General features: G+C 67.2%; 14 protein-coding genes. 13 read left to right on the top strand and 1 reads right to left on the bottom strand.

Features of this window, described 5'->3' with window-relative positions:
- The first annotated feature begins 8 nt into the window (after positions 1-8).
- The 7 genes from CFP68_RS15840 to CFP68_RS15810 are packed head-to-tail and all read left to right on the top strand — an operon-like array spanning position 9 to position 9,295.
- The gene (locus CFP68_RS15840) at positions 9-1,277 is read left to right on the top strand and encodes a hydroxymethylglutaryl-CoA reductase (protein ID WP_241524124.1); all 1,269 of its coding nucleotides are present in this window, start codon (positions 9-11) and stop codon (positions 1,275-1,277) included.
- Entirely contained in the window at positions 1,274-2,188 is a 915-nt protein-coding gene (locus CFP68_RS15835; RefSeq protein ID WP_099827921.1) for a UbiA family prenyltransferase, read from the top strand. Before CFP68_RS15840 ends, CFP68_RS15835 begins: the two co-directional genes overlap by 4 nt.
- Positions 2,185-4,617, top strand: a complete 2,433-nt coding sequence (locus CFP68_RS15830) for a PEP/pyruvate-binding domain-containing protein (RefSeq protein WP_099827920.1) — start codon at positions 2,185-2,187, stop codon at positions 4,615-4,617. Before CFP68_RS15835 ends, CFP68_RS15830 begins: the two co-directional genes overlap by 4 nt.
- On the top strand, positions 4,614-5,708 hold the full coding sequence (locus CFP68_RS15825) for a BtaA family protein (protein ID WP_099827919.1): 1,095 nt from the start codon (positions 4,614-4,616) through the stop codon (positions 5,706-5,708). The genes CFP68_RS15830 and CFP68_RS15825 overlap by 4 nt, the downstream gene beginning before the upstream one ends.
- Positions 5,705-7,039, top strand: a complete 1,335-nt coding sequence (locus CFP68_RS15820; RefSeq protein ID WP_099827918.1) for a hypothetical protein — start codon at positions 5,705-5,707, stop codon at positions 7,037-7,039. Before CFP68_RS15825 ends, CFP68_RS15820 begins: the two co-directional genes overlap by 4 nt.
- Positions 7,033-7,878 carry a hypothetical protein gene (locus tag CFP68_RS15815; RefSeq protein ID WP_099827917.1) on the top strand — a complete coding sequence of 282 codons (846 nt, stop codon included), beginning with the start codon at positions 7,033-7,035 and terminating at the stop codon, positions 7,876-7,878. The genes CFP68_RS15820 and CFP68_RS15815 overlap by 7 nt, the downstream gene beginning before the upstream one ends.
- Positions 7,871-9,295, top strand: a complete 1,425-nt coding sequence (locus CFP68_RS15810; protein ID WP_099827916.1) for an AMP-binding protein — start codon at positions 7,871-7,873, stop codon at positions 9,293-9,295. Before CFP68_RS15815 ends, CFP68_RS15810 begins: the two co-directional genes overlap by 8 nt.
- An 85-nt stretch (positions 9,296-9,380) precedes the next feature.
- On the opposite strand, the gene CFP68_RS15805 is transcribed toward CFP68_RS15810, so the two are convergent.
- Positions 9,381-10,913 carry a xylulokinase gene (locus CFP68_RS15805; protein ID WP_241524123.1) on the bottom strand — a complete coding sequence of 511 codons (1,533 nt, stop codon included), beginning with the start codon at positions 10,911-10,913 and terminating at the stop codon, positions 9,381-9,383.
- 254 nt (positions 10,914-11,167) lie between these two features.
- Between CFP68_RS15805 and CFP68_RS15800 the strand changes: the two genes are divergently transcribed.
- The 6 genes from CFP68_RS15800 (at position 11,168) to CFP68_RS15775 (ending at position 16,525) form a co-directional block, all read left to right on the top strand.
- Entirely contained in the window at positions 11,168-11,803 is a 636-nt protein-coding gene (locus tag CFP68_RS15800; RefSeq protein WP_169961484.1) for a glucose-6-phosphate isomerase, read from the top strand.
- On the top strand, positions 11,800-12,747 hold the full coding sequence (locus tag CFP68_RS15795; protein WP_099827915.1) for a shikimate dehydrogenase family protein: 948 nt from the start codon (positions 11,800-11,802) through the stop codon (positions 12,745-12,747). Before CFP68_RS15800 ends, CFP68_RS15795 begins: the two co-directional genes overlap by 4 nt.
- A 49-nt stretch (positions 12,748-12,796) precedes the next feature.
- Positions 12,797-13,669, top strand: a complete 873-nt coding sequence (locus tag CFP68_RS15790) for an MBL fold metallo-hydrolase (RefSeq protein WP_099827914.1) — start codon at positions 12,797-12,799, stop codon at positions 13,667-13,669.
- Positions 13,666-14,550, top strand: a complete 885-nt coding sequence (locus CFP68_RS15785; protein ID WP_099827950.1) for a MurR/RpiR family transcriptional regulator — start codon at positions 13,666-13,668, stop codon at positions 14,548-14,550. The genes CFP68_RS15790 and CFP68_RS15785 overlap by 4 nt, the downstream gene beginning before the upstream one ends.
- 216 nt (positions 14,551-14,766) lie before the next feature.
- Complete coding sequence (gene hemA / locus CFP68_RS15780; RefSeq protein ID WP_099827913.1) at positions 14,767-15,981, top strand: 5-aminolevulinate synthase; 1,215 nt, start codon at positions 14,767-14,769, stop codon at positions 15,979-15,981.
- Positions 15,982-16,060: 79 nt separating this feature from the next.
- Complete coding sequence (locus tag CFP68_RS15775; RefSeq protein ID WP_099827912.1) at positions 16,061-16,525, top strand: c-type cytochrome; 465 nt, start codon at positions 16,061-16,063, stop codon at positions 16,523-16,525.
- The last annotated feature ends 28 nt before the right edge of the window (positions 16,526-16,553 follow it).

Here is a 16,553-nt window from a genome sequence, read left to right as displayed (position 1 = left end):
GCCGCCCCGTGATCCCCTCCCATGTCGCCGAAATGCTGAAGAACATCCGCGCCCGTTTCGACGCACGCAGCATTGCCGCGCGGATGCGGCCCGACACCGCCGCGTTCCGCACGCTGCGCCCGGTGCGCCACGCCGGGCGCGACAGCGTGGAACGGTATTGGCAGCGGCTGGGCGAAATCGGCGCCGTGACCGACGCGGATCGTGACGCCATGGCCGATCCCGCAACGCTGGACCTTGCCGAAACCTACAGCCGCAATGTCGAAAACTTCATCGGCACGGTGAAGGTGCCGGTGGGGGTGATCGGCCCGCTCAGGGTGCGTGGCGTGAACGCCATGGGCGACTACAACGTGCCGCTGGCCACCACCGAGGCGGCATTGGTCGCCTCCTATGGGCGCGGCGCCCACGCAGCGTCGCGCGCCGGCGGCGTGTCGACGGCCGTGCTTTATGAAGGCGTGATCCGCACGCCCGCCTTCCGGTTCGACGGGTTGCTGGACGCCGGATTGTTCGTGGAATGGATCGCGGGCCAGGGCGATGCGCTGCGCGATGCCGCGCAGGCGACCACACGGCACGGGCGGCTGATCTCGCTCGAGCCGATCATCGACAACGACACGGTGTTCCTGATCGCGCGGTTTTCCACGGGCGATGCGGCGGGGCAGAACATGGTCACCATCGCCACCGATGCCATGTGCCGCGACATCGCCGCGCGCTGTCCGGTGACCATCCGGAAGTGGTATATCGAGGGCAACTTTTCGGGCGACAAGAAGGCGTCGTTCCTGGGGCTGATGACGGGCCGGGGGCGCAAGGTCAGCGCGTCGGTCACCCTGCCCGCCGCCATCGTCGAACGCCACCTTGGCACCACGGTCGACGACATGCTGGATTATGGCCGCGTTGCCGGGTTGGGGGCGCAACTGTCCGGCCAACTGGGCGCACAGGCGCATTACGCCAACGGCTTGGCCGCGCTGTATCTGGCCACCGGGCAGGACGCCGCCTGCGTCGCCGAAAGCGCCATGGGCTTCACCCGGATGGAGGCGCGGGGGGCCGATCTGTTCTGTTCGGTGACGATGCCCAACATCCTTGTCGGATCCGTGGGCGGCGGCACCGGTCTGCCATCGCAAGCCGCCGGTCTGAACATCCTGGGCCTGCGCGGCACCGGTCACGGTGCGGCCCTGGCCGAGGTTACGGCGGCACTGTGCCTGTGCGGCGAAATCTCGATCGTCGCGGCCATCGCTGCGGGCCATTTCACCCGCGCCCACGAAGGGCTGGCGCGACACCGATGACCTTGTTCCACCGCCTCTGGACCTACCAGGCCGAACGTTTTCCCCTGAAACAGGTGGTGCCGCTGCTGGCGGTATTTTCCGCCGCAAGCGTCACGCTTTCGGCGGTGCTGGCGGCGCGCCCCCTGCCCGGCATCGCATCATATCTGACCGCCTTTCTGCTGGTGCTGATCGTCTTTTTCCAGATGCGTGTCGCGGATGAGGTCAAGGACCACGACGACGACCGCCGGTTTCGCCCCGAACGCCCGATCCCGCGCGGCCTGGTGTCGCTGCGGCTGATCGTGGGGCTGGGGCTGGGGTGCGTGCCCGTGGCGGTGGCGGTGGCGCTGATCCATGGTGGCGGAGTGATCTGGCTCTTGGCGCTGGTGTGGCTCTGGCTGGCCGCGATGAGCGTCGAGTTCGGCACGCCCGCCTGGCTGAAGGCGCGGCCGGTGATCTATCTGCTGTCGCACATGGCGATCATGCCGCTGATCGACCTGATGCTGACCGGTGTCGAATGGGGCGCCCATGGCCACCCCGCGCCGGGGTTGTGGGTGTTCATCGCCCTGTCGTTCGTGAACGGCTGCGTTCTGGAACTGGGCCGCAAGATCAAGGCCCCCCAGGGCGAACGTGCGGGGGTCGAGACGTATTCCGCGCTCTGGGGGATCGACCGCGCCCTTGCCGTCTGGCTGGGGCTGATTGTTGGCGCGGTGATTTTGCTGGGCGTCCTGGGCGCGCTGGCGCCGGGGCCGTGGTGGAGTCTGGCCGGGATCGGGGCGGCGGGCGCCGCGATCTGTGCCACGCTGGCTTCTGCCCTGTCACGCAGGCCCGGCGAAACCGCCGCCGCGCGGGTGGACATGGCGGCGGGGCTGTGGGTTTTCCTGTGTTATGCCGCCGCCGGCCTCGTGCCGCTTTTGTTCAAGGGGCTGCCATGATCGTGTCGCAAACCGACGCCACCGACCCCGCCCGTGTAGGCGGCAAGGCGGCCGCACTGGCGCGGCTTGCGCGCGAAGGCTTCGCGCCGCCCGCCTTCTTCGTCATCGAACCCGCGGCCTTCGGTGACGGGGGCACGCCCGATCCCGCACTGGCCGACAGGGTGGATGCCGCTTTGACCGCCCTCGGCCCCGGTCCCTATGCCGTGCGTTCATCCGGGCAGGCCGAAGACGGCGCAACGCACAGCCACGCGGGCCAGTTCGACAGCCTGTTGAACGTTGCGCGGGGCGGCGTGCTGGATGCGGCGGCGCGGGTCTGGGCCTCGGGCTTCGGCGAAACGGTTGCCACGTATCGCGCGCTGAAAACCGGCGATGCCGCGACCCCGCCCGCCATCGTGGTGCAGCGGATGATCGCGGCGCGGGTGTCGGGCGTGATCTTCACCGCCGATCCGGTCAGCGGACGGCGCGACCGGATGGCGCTTTCGGCGATCCGGGGATTGGGCGACCGGCTGGTATCAGGCGAGGCGGACGGACAGACCTGGAGGATCGGCACCGATGGCCCGATCGAAACGCCCGCGGATCCGGTGCTGACCCCGGATCAGATAGACCGCATTACCGACACCGCGCGCCGGATCGAAACCGCCTTCGGCGCGCCGCAGGATATCGAATGGGCGATGGATGACGCGGGCCTGCACATCCTGCAATCGCGGCCCATCACCACGCCGCTGCGCCCGCCAGCCAACCCCGATGACGCTGTGACGGTGTTCGACAATTCCAACGTGGTCGAAAGCTATCCCGGCGTCGTCTCGCCCCTGACCTATTCCTTTGCGCTGCACGTCTATGGCCGCGTCTATCGCGCCTTCGTGGCGCTGTTGGGGGTGAAACGCGCCAGTATCGACGCCAACGCGCCGGTGTTCGACAACATGCTGGGCCGGGTTGACGGGCGGGTGTATTATAACCTGCTGAACTGGTATCGCGCGCTGGCCCTGTTGCCGGGTTTCGCGCTGAACCGCGGATGGATGGACACGATGATGGGTCTTGACGACCCGCTGCCGCCCGACCTGACCGCCGGGATCGGGCCGCCGCCCGCCCGGGGGATGGCGCGCGTGCGCGAAGTCGCGCGGATGGTTCCCGTTGCCATCGGGCTGGTCGGCGCGGCGATCCGGCTGAACCGCACCCGCGCCGATTTCGAACGACGCCTGAACGACGCGTTGGAATCACCGCTGGACCTTGCCACGGCGGGGACGACGGCGCTGGCCGCCGAATACCGACGGATCGAGACCACGCTGCTTGATCGTTGGGACGCGCCGCTGGTCAATGATTTCCTGTGCATGATGGCGTTCGGGGCCTCGCGCAACCTGCTGGAACGCTGGCTGGGGGCCGAGGGCCTGGCCCTGCACAACGACGTGATGATCGGTCAGGGCGATATCGTCTCGGCCGAACCCGCCGCCCGTATCGCGGCCATGGGGGCACGGGTGGCGGAGGCCGGACTGACCGATGCAGTGCGAAACGACAGGGCACGCGCATTGGACGGGGCGCCCGGCATCCGCGCCGATTACGATGCCTACCTCGCAAGATTCGGGGACCGCTGCACCGAGGAGTTGAAGCTGGAAAGCCTGCCCCTGACCGCCGATCCCGCGCCCCTGGTCGCCGCCATCGCAGCCCACGCCGAACGCCCCGCCAAGGCGCGGCCGGCGGCACCGCGTCCCGACTGGAAAGGCCTCTTTCCCCGCAATCCTCTGCGCCGCGCCATGGCCCGCAGGCTGACCGGCTATGCCGCGAACCGGGTGCGCGACCGCGAAAACCTGCGGTTCCAGCGCACGCGCATCTTCGGCCACGCACGGCGGGTCTTCCTGGCCCTGGGGCGCGAGTTTCACGCGCGCGGCCTGCTGGACGATCCGCGCGACGTGCTGTTCCTGACGGTGCCCGAGGTGCTGGGCGCAGTCGAAGGTTTCGGGCTGATCGCCGATCCGGCCGCCGTCGCCCGCGCCCGCAAGGCCGAGGATGCCGCCGCCCGCGCCCGTCCCGACCCGCCCGAGCGGATCACCCTGCACGGCCCGGCGATCCTGACCGGGCGGGCGCGGGCTGCCACGGCGCCCGCCACTGGCGCCGCCGATACCATGCGCACCGGCACCGGATGCTGCGCCGGAACCGTTACGGGCCGCGCGCAGGTCATCCGCGATCCGCGCACCGAATCCCTGACGCCGGGGGATATCCTGATCGCGCGCCACACCGATCCCGGATGGATCGCGGTGTTTTCTAACGCCTCGGCCATCGTGGTCGAACGCGGCTCGCTTCTATCCCATTCGGCCATCGTCGCGCGCGAGTTGGGCATCCCCTGCGTCGTGGCGTTGAAGGGGGCGACCGGCTGGATCGAAACCGGCGACACGATCACCGTCGACGGCACCACCGGAAAGGTGATGCGGCAATGACATCGGAAATCGCCACCAAGGCCCGGTTCGATCACATTCGTTACGCCCAGCTGTGGGAGGATGCCGACGTGCTCTGCGCCGCGCTGCCGCAGGCCCCCGGCGCCGACCTGGTGTCGATCTGTTCGGCCGGCGACAACGCGCTGGCGATGCTGACGTTAGATCCGACCCGCGTCGTGGTGGTCGATCTGTCACCGGCACAGATCGCCTGCCTGCACCTGCGGATCGCAGCGTTCCGCACGCTGGAGCATGGCGAATTCCTGACGCTGATGGGATCGCGACCGGGCGACCGGCGAACGCTTCTGAACCGCACCTTGGCGAACACCGACCCGGACACGGCCGCCTTCTGGCGTGCGCTCAGCGATGACGTCGTGGCCCATGGTGCTGGGGGTGTGGGCAAGTTCGAACGGTACTTTCGCATCTTCCGCCGCCGGTTGCTGCCGCTGGCCCACACGCGCCGCACCATCGACGACATCTTCGTCTCGCGCCCGCCCGAAGCCCGCGCCGCCTTCCTGCATGACCGGTTCGAGACCTGGCGCTGGCGGCTTCTGCTCAACGTCTTCTTTTCGCGCGTCGTGATGGGGCGGATGGGGCGCGATGCCGCGTTCTTCGATCACGTCGAAGGATCGGTCGCCGCCCACGTCACCCGACGCATCCGGCACGCCGCCATCGTCTGCGATCCGGCGCAAAACCCTTATCTGCACTGGATTATGAAGGGCACCCATGGCGACGCCCTGCCGATGACCTGGCGGGCCGAACATTACGACACGATCCGCAATCGGCTGGACCGGCTCGACATCCGGCCCGGATCGCTTGAGGCGGCGGTGGGCACCGGTGAACGCTTCGACGGATTCAACCTTTCGGATATCTTCGAATACATGTCGCCGCCGGTGTTCAGCCGGGTTTACGGCGATATCCTGGGCGCCGCGCACCCCGGCGCGCGGCTGGTCTATTGGAACATGATGGCACCGCGCCGGGTGCCCGATGAACACGCAAGCCGCATCGAAACCCTGAGCGATCTGGAGAACGCGCAAAAGGCCCGCGACAAGGCGTTCTTCTATTCGGATTTCGTGGTGGAACAGGTGAGAGGATGAACGTCGCCGCCCAGATCGCTATCGCCGTCGGCTCGATCGCGGTGTTGCTGGCGGTGATGGTTGCGGTGCGCCATCACGCCCGAAAGCATGACCTGTCGGCCGAGGTGCAGCGCAAGCTGGTGCATATCGGCACCGGGCTATACGCCCTGACCCTGCCGTGGCTGTTTGCCGACCGCTGGCCGGTGTTCATGCTGGTGGCGCTGACGCTGGTGGTGATGGGCGTGCTGCGCCTGCCCGCCATCCGGTCGGGTCTTGGCGCCACCCTGCACGGGGTCGAACGGCAATCCTGGGGCGATATCCTTCTGGCGCTGGCCGTCGGCACCGTGTTCCTGTTGTCGCAGGGCGAATCGATACTTTATATCCTGCCGATTGCGGTGCTGGCCCTGGCCGATGCCGCCGCTGCCCTGACCGGAAGCCGCTATGGGCGCGGGTTCTTCCAGGTCGAGGAGGGGCGCAAGAGCATCGAGGGTTCGGTCGCGTTCTTTATGGTGACGCTGATCCTGTCGATGGTCTGCCTGTTGCTGCTGACCCAGGTCGGGCGGGCGAACGTGATCGTCCTGTCGATCCTGGTCGCCGCATTCGGCACCCTGGTCGAGGCCGATTCGTGGCGCGGCTTCGACAACTTCTTCCTGCCCGCCGGACTGCTGGTGTTCCTGCAAAGCCACATGGCGACCCCGATGCCCGAGTTGATCGCGCTGGCCGTGATCCTGCTGACGGCCATCCTGGGGTTTCTGGCCATCGCGCGGCACCTCGGTCTCAGCACGCATACCGCGCGCGTCTATGTCGTGGCGATCTTCCTGCTGCTGTCGGTGACGACAATCGAGAATACCGTTCTGCCGATCATGGTCTTTGTCGCCCACGCCGCCGCGCGCATCGCCAATCCCGGCACCTCGGCCCACCCCGAACTGGACATCGTCGCGGCGGTGGCGATGATCAGCTTTGCGTGGCTGGCGCTGGGGCTGGCGACGGGGCTGAATGCGCTGGCCTTCTATGGGCTGACCGCCATGGGGCTGTGTCTGGGCTTGATCGCGCTGGCGCTGGCACCCCTGTCGGTGGTGTGGCGGTGGATCGGCGGCGCGGTCGCGGCGGCGGCGCTGGTCTGGATCCATCGCCTGCTTCTGGGCACGCCGGGGGACGGGATGATTGCCGATTTGACATGGGCCGGAGAAACGACATCGCTGGCCATGGCCTGTGCGGCGGTGGCCATCGCGGTGCCGCTTGTCCGCCCGGCGCTGTTCGTGCGGATCCGTGCCGCGCGGCTGGCCCTGCTGGCGATGGCGCTGCCGCTGGGCGGCTATCTATGGCTGGCGAAGGAGAATACCGGATGGTGAGCGAAAAGATCGAGGCGGACGGCGCCCGCCTGACCCTGCACCACGCCGCACCCGAAATGGAACCGGGGGTGGCGACCATGGCCGTCAGCGGCTTGCGCTGCCCGTCGTCCGACGCCGGTGCCGCGGTGTTGCGCGCCGCGGCCGCGCGCGCCCGGTCCGCCGGGGCGCAGGCCCTCATCGGCCCGATGGAGGGCGACACATGGCACGCCTATCGCCTGGTCACCTATTCGGACGGCCGCCCGCCTTTCATGATGGAGCCGATCAGCGGCGCCCATGATCTTGCCGCCTTCGATCTGGCCGGCTTCGCCACCATCGGGCGATACAAATCCACATTGGTTTCGCTTGGCGAGGTGGCCGACGACGCGCCCGACCCGCCCGGCCTGACCATCGCACCCTGGGATGGCCGTAACCCGGAAGCGCTGTTTCGCCAGGTTCACGCCCTGTCATCGACGGCTTTCGCGGCGAACCCGTTCTATCGACCCATCGGGGTGGCCGATTTCCTGGCCATGTATCTGCCGCTCGTGCCGATGATGAAGCCGGACTTTGTGCTGTTCGCGCGCGACGACACCGGCGGGCTGGCCGGTTTCCTGTTCGGCATTCCCGATTACGCCCAGGGGCCGTCACCGACGACCGCGATCCTCAAGACCTATGCCAGTCTGCAACGGGGCGCGGGGCGGGCATTGTCGCGCCGGTTTCACGCCAATGCCCGCGCATCGGGCCATTCACAGGTGATCCATGCGCTGATGCACGACGACAACCCGTCCGCCGACCGCAGCGATCTGGACGGTGCCGCCGTGTTCCGCCGCTATGCCCTGATGGGCCGGCGGATCGATGGATGACCTGCCCACCGCATTCGCCCGGGCCGCCGAACGGTATGGCGCGCGGACTGCGCTGATCGGGCGGGACGGCTCGGCCACCACCTTTGCCGCCTTGCAGGACCGGGTGCAGGCGCTGGCCGCCGGGTTCCGGCATCGCGGGGTAAAGCCGGGCGACCGGGCGCTGGTGGCGATGCCGGTGGGGCCAGATCTCTATGCATCGCTCGCCGCGTTGTGGACCCTGGGCGCGACGGCGGTTCTGCCCGAACCGGCCATGGGCCTGCGCGGGCTGCGAGACGCCTTGCGCGCGGCGCCGGTAAGCGCGTTCTGTGCATCGGGGCCTTACCGCCTGTTGCGCGCTGTCATGCCGGGCCTTTGGGGCACCCGGATGCTGACCCCCGCCGACGGTATTCCCAACGATGTTGTCGCGCCGGTTTGCACGGCGGACGACGTCGCGCTGATCTCGTTCACGTCCGGATCGACCGGCACGCCGAAGGCCATCGCGCGCAGCCACCGGTTCCTGATGGCGCAACGCCGGGCCGTCGCGCCGTTGCTGCACAGCGATCACGACGAAATCGATCTGGTGGCGTTCCCGGTGTTCGTGCTGGTGAACCTTGGCGCCGGCCGCACATCCGTCTTGCCCGACTGGCCGATGCGCAAACCCGGACGCGCGACGCCTGCTGCCCTATCGGCGCTGATCGAACGCCATGGCGTGACCCGCGCGCTGCTGCCGCCCGCGCTGTGCGAACGCCTGGCCGAAACGGCGCCGCCCGCGCATCTGGCGACGCTGTTCACCGGCGGCGGGCCGATCTTTCCCGATCTGGTGGCGCGCCTGAGGGCGGTTGCGCCGGACCTGCGGATCGTTTCGGTCTATGGCTCGACCGAGGCCGAACCGATTGCCGAAATCGACGCGGCCGACACCACGGATGCCGACCGCGCGGCGATGGCCCGGGGCCACGGCCTTTTGGCCGGACACCCGGCACCCGGCATCACCATCCGGATCGAGGACGACGAAATACTGGTTGCGGGCGACCATGTGGTATCGGGCTATCTGGATCCCGCCCGCGATGTCGAAACCAAACGCCGGATCGACGGCACGTTGTGGCACCGCACCGGGGATGCGGGGCGGCTCGACGAAGACGGGCGGCTGTGGCTTCTGGGGCGCATCGGCGGGCGGATCAAGACCGCTAAGGGCGCGCTTTACCCCTTCAGCGTGGAAACCGCCGCGCGCAGCTGGCCCGGCGTGCGGCATGCCGCCTTGGCGCAGGTCGATGGCAAGGCGGTGCTGGCCATCGAAGGGGTTGCAACGTCAACCGCCGGCTGGACGGATCGTGCCGCCGCCCTGGGCATCGATCGGGTCGCCCCCGTGGCCAGAATCCCCATGGACCGGCGGCACCGGTCAAAGGTGGATCACGGCGCGCTGGCGCGGCTGCTGCGCTGAATGCGAAAGGGACCATCGTTTCGGGCCGTCCGCTGAGCGACCAAACCTGACGATCTCAATCGGGCATGATGAAACCCGCGGACCTTCAGACTGCCGGGCCGGATGCGGCCAAGGCGTCCAGCGTGTCGTAATGCGCCCGCGACTGATCGCAAAGCGCGTCGAACAACGGTTGCATCCTTGCGTAATGTTCGGCCCATGCGGGATCCGGCAGAACCTCACGCGCATGACGGACCAGCCGTTCGGCGGCCTGCGTCAAATCCCGGTCCGCGCCGGTCGCGACGGCGGCCAGAGCGGCACAGCCCACCAACCCGCACTCCGGCTCCTCCGGGATCAGGATCGGGCGGTCATAGATCGCCGCCTTGATCCGCAACCAAAGGTCCGCCTTGGCCCCGCCGCCGGATGCGATCAGAACCTCGGGGCGGGTGCCGGTGGCACGCTCCATCACTCTGAGGTGACGATTGACGGCGAATCCGACCCCTTCCAGGACGGCGCGGTGCATCTGTGCCAGGCCATGCCCCGCCGCCAGCCCGAAGAACTGGGCGCGCGAATTGCGGTGCGCCCCCAACCGTTCGCCGACGAGGTAAGGCAGGAACAACAGCGTATCGGCGCCCGGTGCAGCGCCCGCCGCCATATCCATGATCTGGGCATAGCCAAGATCGTTGTCATGGAATGCACGCCGCGCCCACCGGGCCGAATCGCCGCCCGCCTCAAGCAGGACGAACGCGCCCCAGTTGCCTTCGGGCGTGCCGACGTTGCAGATCTCGGGGTCCAGCACGGGCTTTTCCGACACCACTGTCACGATCGACGAGGTACCGGCGACCTCGGATGCGAGGCCCGGCCGACACACGCCCGAACCCAGAAGCGCCACGGGATAATCGCCCCCGCCCACCAGAACCGGCGTGCCCCGGGCCAGCCCCGTCGCCCGCGCCGCATCCGGTGTGACATGGCCCAGGATTTCGGTCGGCATGCGGATCGGCGGCATCATCGCGCGCGACAGGCCCAGATCGGACAGCACGATGTCGGACCAGTCACCGGTGACGGGATCCATCAGGAACGAACAGGCGGCGTCGGTCCAATCCATCGCCCTTTCGCCGGTCAGACGCAGATTGACGTAATCCTTGGGCATCAGGACGGTGCGGCTTTGCGACCATGCCGCGGGATCGTTGTCGCGCAACCATTGCAGTTTGAACGCGGGCCAGGCGGGGGTCGGCGGATTGGCGGTGCGCGACAGCCAATCGGCAACGTCATGCCCGGCCTCGAACCGACGCACATGATCCAGCGTGCGCTTGTCGTTCCAGAGCGGCACGGCGTCGCGCGTGGGCCGCCCGTCATCATCCACCAGCACGGTGCCGTGCATCTGCCCGCAAGCGGCCAGCGCGGAGATGGTCGCACCGTTGTCGCGTGCCCAATCCGTGGCCTGTTTCAGCGTCGCACAGGTTGCGGCCCACCAATCATCGGGGCGCTGCTCCGACCACCCATAGGCGGGGACGATCTGGTCATAGGTTTGTGCCGCGACGTGCAGAACCCGTCCGTCCGCCCCCATGATCGCGGCGCGGGTGGATCCGGTTCCGATATCCAGTGCGACGGTGCAGGCGCCCCCCGACATCAGCGGGACCACGGCGCCATCACGGCGACCAGTGTGGCGAAAGCGGATCCGTTCATTGCCTGCCCCCGGAAAGCGGCCGCGTCGGGCCGCCGAACGACCGGGCGCGCGCCAGTATTCACGAAGCGTAATTACCAAATCGGCACAGGTCAACAGGCTTCGCCGCCAGATTTACGCCCAAACCGCGCGGTTTCATTTGAAATCTTCCACCATTTCAGACATACCCAAGCGCATATCGTAGTTTTGCTACATTTTGAGAGGGCATTTCCGTGAAACTCGCCGAACCGCAGGTCTGTGACATCGCCGTTGCCGAAGGGCTGCTGAAGAATGGCAATGGCCACTACCGGAAAACCTTCGACGATCTGGCCGGGCTCTATGCCGACACCGCCGCGTTTGATGCCCTGCTGGCCGATCGCAGGGGGCAGGTCGCCTATGAGGTCACGTCGTATACGCCGGGCAGCAAGGTGTCGGATCTCATCATGGGTGTCACCCGGATGGAGCCGGGCCGTGTCGGCGACGAATACTTCATGACGCGCGGGCACATCCACGCCAAGGGCGACCGTCCCGAGATCTATTATGGGCAGTCGGGCAGCGGCCTGATGCAACTGGAAAGCCCCGAGGGCGAGGTGCGCCTGGTTCCCATCGGCGCGCAGACCATCTGTTACGTGCCGCCGTTCTGGATTCACCGGTCGATCAACGTCGGCACCGATGATCTGGTGATGATGTTCGCCTACCCCGCCGACTCGGGCCAGGATTACGGCATCATCGAACGGTCGGGTGGAATGCGCGTGCGGGTGGTCGACGACGGGGCCGGCGGCTGGACACAGATCGACAACCCCGATTGGCGCGCCCGAACCGAAGCCGACATCGCGGCAATCCATGCCGATGCAGGAGCCGTGGCATGACCTATCCCGCCTGCACCAAGCCAACGCTGCATTTCATCGGCGTCACCACGGCCAGCAGTTCGATCATGACGGTGTTTCCGGCCTGGGCCGAACACCTGGGCCTGACCGATGCCCAGATCTCGGGCATCGATTTTCCGCTGCATGCCGATCCTGCGGCCTATCGGCGTGCCGTCGAATACATTCGCGACGACCCCCATTCCATGGGTGCGCTGGTGACCACGCACAAGATCGACCTGTTCGATGCCTGCCGCGACCTGTTCGACGTGATCGACCCCTTCGCGCAGCTGATGGGCGAGGTCAGCTGTATTTCCAAGCGCGACGGCAAGCTGATCTGTCATGCAAAGGATCCGATCTCGTCGGGCCTGGCGATCGATGGCTTTCTCGGCGACGATTACTGGTCGCGTTCGGGCGGCGAGGTGTTTTCGATCGGCGCCGGGGGATCGACCATCGCGCTGACGTGGCACCTGATGCGCCGCGAACGCGGCGGCAACGTCCCGGCACGCATCGTGGTGTCGGACCGCACGCAATCGCGGCTGGACGAGATCGCCCATGTTCACGCCCAGATCGACAGCGGCGTGCCCGTCGACTATGTGCTGGCCGCCGACGCCACCACCAACGACGCGGCACTGGCGGCGCTGAAGCCCGGATCGCTGGTCATCAACGCCACGGGCCTTGGCAAGGATGCGCCGGGATCCCCCCTGACCGACGCGGCAGCCTTTCCGCAAAGCGCGGTGGTGTGGGATCTGAATTATCGCGGAGAACTGGTGTTTCTCGACCTGGCCCGGGCACAGGCCGACACCCGGCACCTGCGTGTGGTGGACGGCTGGACCTACTTCATCCACGGCTGGACCCAGGTGATCGCCGAGGTGTTCGACATCGAGATCGGCACCGACGCCGACACCATCGCACGCCTGACCGACATCGCCCACGCCGCGAAGGGATAGCCGGTGATCCGCATCCTGTCAGTGCGGCGTCGGCACGGGGCGCGCGCCGATGTTCCTGGCTGAAGCCCCCTGCCCCGCCCCCCTGGCCGAGGTTCTGGCAAAGCCGCCGGGCCGCGAGGTCATGCTTTACTGGTTGGGGCAGGCCGGTTTCGTGATCGACGGCGCCCATCGGCGGCTGGTCATCGACCCCTACCTGTCGGATTCGCTGGCCGAAAAATATCGTGGCACGGCCTTTCCCCATGTCCGCCTGATGCCACCGCCTGTGCTGCCCCACGAAATCCGCCACGTCGATGCGGTTCTGGCCACCCACGCCCATAGCGACCACCTTGACCCCGGCACCCTGCCCGCGCTGATGGCGACCAACCCCGGCGCGCCGCTGATCGCACCACGGGCCGTTTGCCAGACCGCGCTGGAACGTGCGGCCCTTTCCCCCGACCGCCTGGTCGCCATGGACACGGGGCAAACCGTGCATCCGGCCGCTGGTCTGGCGATCACCGCCACCCGCGCCGCCCACGAGGATCTGGCCCGTGATGACGGCGGCCACCACATGTTTCTGGGATATGCGATGACACTGGGTGGGGTGTGCATCTTCCATCCGGGTGACACCATTCCGTTCGATGGCCAAACCGCCGAAGTCGCCGCGCTTCGCGCCGATATCGCACTGTTGCCGGTCAACGGGCGTGACGCGGATCGCGCAGCCAACGGCGTGCCCGGCAATCTGACCCCGCAAGAGGCGCTGACGCTGGCGCGCGAGACAGGCATCGGCGCGGTCATCGCGCATCATTTCGACCTGTTCGCGTTCAACACTGTCCCCCGGGCCGAGGTCGAGGAGATGGCACGGGCCGCCCATCCGCTGACATGGCGCGCGGCGCGCACCGGCGTCGCCTTCATACCGCACCCCCGGCCGGGATCGCCCCGATGACCCCGCCCGCCCCCGGCGTCGCGCCCGGCCGCAATATCCTGGACAGGATCCGGGTCCGTCATGGCGAGTTGCGCAAATCCGACCGCAAGGTGGCGGATGCGGTGCTGGCGGATCCGCACCGGATCATGAACGCCACGGTTGCCGAAACCGCCGATCTGGCCGGCGTAAGCCAGCCGACGGTGATCCGCTTCTGCACCGCAATTGGCTGTGACGGCTTCCAGGATCTGAAGATCCGGCTGGCGCAGGCCCTGGCCCTGGGCACGCCCGCCACCCATTCCGCCATCGGCGACCGGGACACCCCGGACGAGGTTGCGGCGAAGATCTTCGATTATACGATGACATCGCTGGATTGGGCGCGCCACGCGCTGAACATGGAGCAGATGAACGCGGCGGTCGAGTTGATCCTGAAGGCGACGCATCTCGAGGTGTTCGGCTTTGGCGCCTCGGCCATCGTGGCGCAGGATCTGCAACAGAAGTTTCCCCTGTTCGGCATTCCGTGCAATGCGACGATGGACAGTCATCAACAACTGATGGCGGCGTCGATGATGCGTCCGGGGGCGGTCGCCGTGGCGATTTCGAACACCGGCGCCACACGCTCGATCGTCGAGCTGGCCCGCCTGGCGCGCGAGGGCGGCGCCAGGGTGATCGCCATCACCGGATCCACCCAGACCACGCTGATGTCGCATTCGGATGTGGTGATAAACGTCGAAACGCTGGACAATACGGATGTGTTCACGCCGACGACCTCGCGCATCGCCGCTCTGGTGGCCGCCGACATCCTGTCGACCCTCGTCGCCCGTCGTCTGGGCGACGCGCACAACCGCCGCCTTGTCCGCATGAAAGGCCAGCTTGCGCGGATGCGCCGCGACGAACCGATCTGATCACCACGCGCAGTGCGCGGCGATGCGGCTGCCACCAAACCGGCGTTCAGGCGGCATCAATCCGATCGGTTCGCCCAGATCGGGGGGCGTGCGACTTGTCGCATTGGCCCTTCTGTCGCGGTGCCCTAGACCCTGCGGTGTTTCGGGACCATATTGACGCACAAGACCGTGGTTCGACAGGACCGACCCGCCAACCACCACGCCACGAGGAAAGCCATGGATTTCGACGCCGTATTCCAGAGCCAGCTGGACACCCTGAAAGCCGAGGGCAACTATCGGATTTTCGCAGAGATGGAGCGGTCGGCCGGCTGTTACCCGCGTGCCGTCAACCATGGTCCCGGCGGCGCCCGGGACGTGACGGTGTGGTGTTCGAACGATTACCTCGGCATGGGCCAGCATCCCGACGTGGTGAACGCGATGATCGACGCCACCCGCGCCAACGGAACCGGCGCCGGCGGCACGCGCAACATTTCCGGCACCAACCGGCATCACATCGCGCTGGAACACGAACTGGCCGACCTCCACGGCAAGGACGCCGCGCTGCTGTTCACATCGGGATACGTCAGCAACTGGGCCGCGCTCGGGACGCTGGGGGCGCGGCTGCCGAATGCCGTGATCCTGTCGGATGCGCTGAACCACGCCAGCATGATCGAAGGCATCCGCCATTCGCGCGCGCCCAAGGCGATCTGGAAGCACAACGACCCCGAAGACCTGAACCGCAAACTGGCGGCCCTGCCGCCGGAAACCACCAAGATCGTCGCATTCGAATCGGTCTATTCGATGGACGGCGACATCGCCCCCATCGCCGAGATCTGCGATGTGGCCGAAGCCCACGGCGCGATGACATATATCGACGAGGTGCACGCCGTCGGGATGTATGGCCCGCGCGGTGGCGGCGTGGCCGAAGAGCTGGGGGTGATGGATCGCATCACCCTGATCGAAGGCACCCTGGGCAAGGCGTTCGGGTGTTTCGGCGGCTATATCACCGGGTCGGCGGCGCTGTGCGATTTCATCCGCAGCTTTGCCTCGGGGTTCATCTTTACCACTGCCCTGCCCCCGTCTGTGGCGGCGGCGGCGCAAACCTCGATCGCGCACCTGAAGGTGTCGGGCGACGAGCGTCGGCGCCAACGCGAACAGGTGGCCAAGTTGCGCGCGCGGCTGGATTTTTACGGGATCCCGCATCTGGACAACCCCAGCCACATCATTCCGGTGATGATCGGCGATGCGGTCAAGACACGTCTGATTTGTGACATCCTGATGCGCGACTTCGGAATCTACGTGCAGCCGATCAATTACCCGACCGTCCCGCGCGGCACCGAGCGTCTGCGCCTGACCCCCGGACCGTTTCACACCGATTCGGACATCGAACACCTGTGCCGCGCCCTGAACTCGCTCTGGCAGCAATGCGCGCTGGCCCGTCAGGTGGCCTGAGGAACAATTCCGCTCACCGTGGCTTTATATTGCTCCAGCGTGGTTTAGATTGCAGGGTCGAAGCGTAAGGGAGAAACCAATGAACAAGTTTGTTATTCTGGCAGCCGCCGGCCTTCTGACAGGCCCGGCCTTTGCTGACGGCCATGCCTCGGGCGACGCCGAAGCCGGCGAGAAGGTGTTCAACCAATGCCAGTCCTGCCACATCATCAAGACCGACGACGGTGAAGTCCTGGCCGGGCGCAGTGCGCGGACCGGCCCCAACCTCTATGGCATCCCCGGAAGCCCTGCCGGGTCGAAGGATTTCCGCTATGGCAAGGGGATCGAGGAAGCCGCCGATATGGGGTTGGTCTGGAACGAGGAAACCTTCGTCAAATACGTGATGGATCCGACCGGATATCTGCGCGAATTCACCGGCAACGACGGCGCACGCGGCAAGATGTCGTTCAAGCTGCGCAAGGAAGAAGACGCCGTGAACGTCTGGGCCTTCATCGCCTCGGTTTCACCCGAACCCGAGGGCGAGGGTAAAGCGGACCCCGAAAGCTGATCATCCCCTCCTGCGTCATATCGGGCCG

Origin of the sequence: Oceaniglobus indicus (assembly GCF_002751875.1) — a bacterium.
In the GTDB taxonomy this organism is placed as follows: Bacteria; Pseudomonadota; Alphaproteobacteria; order Rhodobacterales; family Rhodobacteraceae; genus Oceaniglobus; species Oceaniglobus indicus.
This window is presented reverse-complemented; position numbering and strand designations above follow the sequence as displayed.

Excerpts from the sequence above, each read along its gene's own strand:
- CFP68_RS15785 (WP_099827950.1), top strand. The coding sequence starts at position 13,666 with ATGACCCCGCCCGCCCCCGGCGTCGCGCCCGGCCGCAATATCCTGGAC.
- CFP68_RS15795 (WP_099827915.1), top strand. The coding sequence starts at position 11,800 with ATGACCTATCCCGCCTGCACCAAGCCAACGCTGCATTTCATCGGCGTC.
- CFP68_RS15825 (WP_099827919.1), top strand. The coding sequence starts at position 4,614 with ATGACATCGGAAATCGCCACCAAGGCCCGGTTCGATCACATTCGTTAC.
- hemA (WP_099827913.1), top strand. The coding sequence starts at position 14,767 with ATGGATTTCGACGCCGTATTCCAGAGCCAGCTGGACACCCTGAAAGCC.
- CFP68_RS15835 (WP_099827921.1), top strand. The coding sequence starts at position 1,274 with ATGACCTTGTTCCACCGCCTCTGGACCTACCAGGCCGAACGTTTTCCC.
- CFP68_RS15810 (WP_099827916.1), top strand. The coding sequence starts at position 7,871 with ATGGATGACCTGCCCACCGCATTCGCCCGGGCCGCCGAACGGTATGGC.
- CFP68_RS15790 (WP_099827914.1), top strand. The coding sequence starts at position 12,797 with ATGTTCCTGGCTGAAGCCCCCTGCCCCGCCCCCCTGGCCGAGGTTCTG.
- CFP68_RS15775 (WP_099827912.1), top strand. The coding sequence starts at position 16,061 with ATGAACAAGTTTGTTATTCTGGCAGCCGCCGGCCTTCTGACAGGCCCG.
- CFP68_RS15830 (WP_099827920.1), top strand. The coding sequence starts at position 2,185 with ATGATCGTGTCGCAAACCGACGCCACCGACCCCGCCCGTGTAGGCGGC.
- CFP68_RS15815 (WP_099827917.1), top strand. The coding sequence starts at position 7,033 with ATGGTGAGCGAAAAGATCGAGGCGGACGGCGCCCGCCTGACCCTGCAC.
- CFP68_RS15820 (WP_099827918.1), top strand. The coding sequence starts at position 5,705 with ATGAACGTCGCCGCCCAGATCGCTATCGCCGTCGGCTCGATCGCGGTG.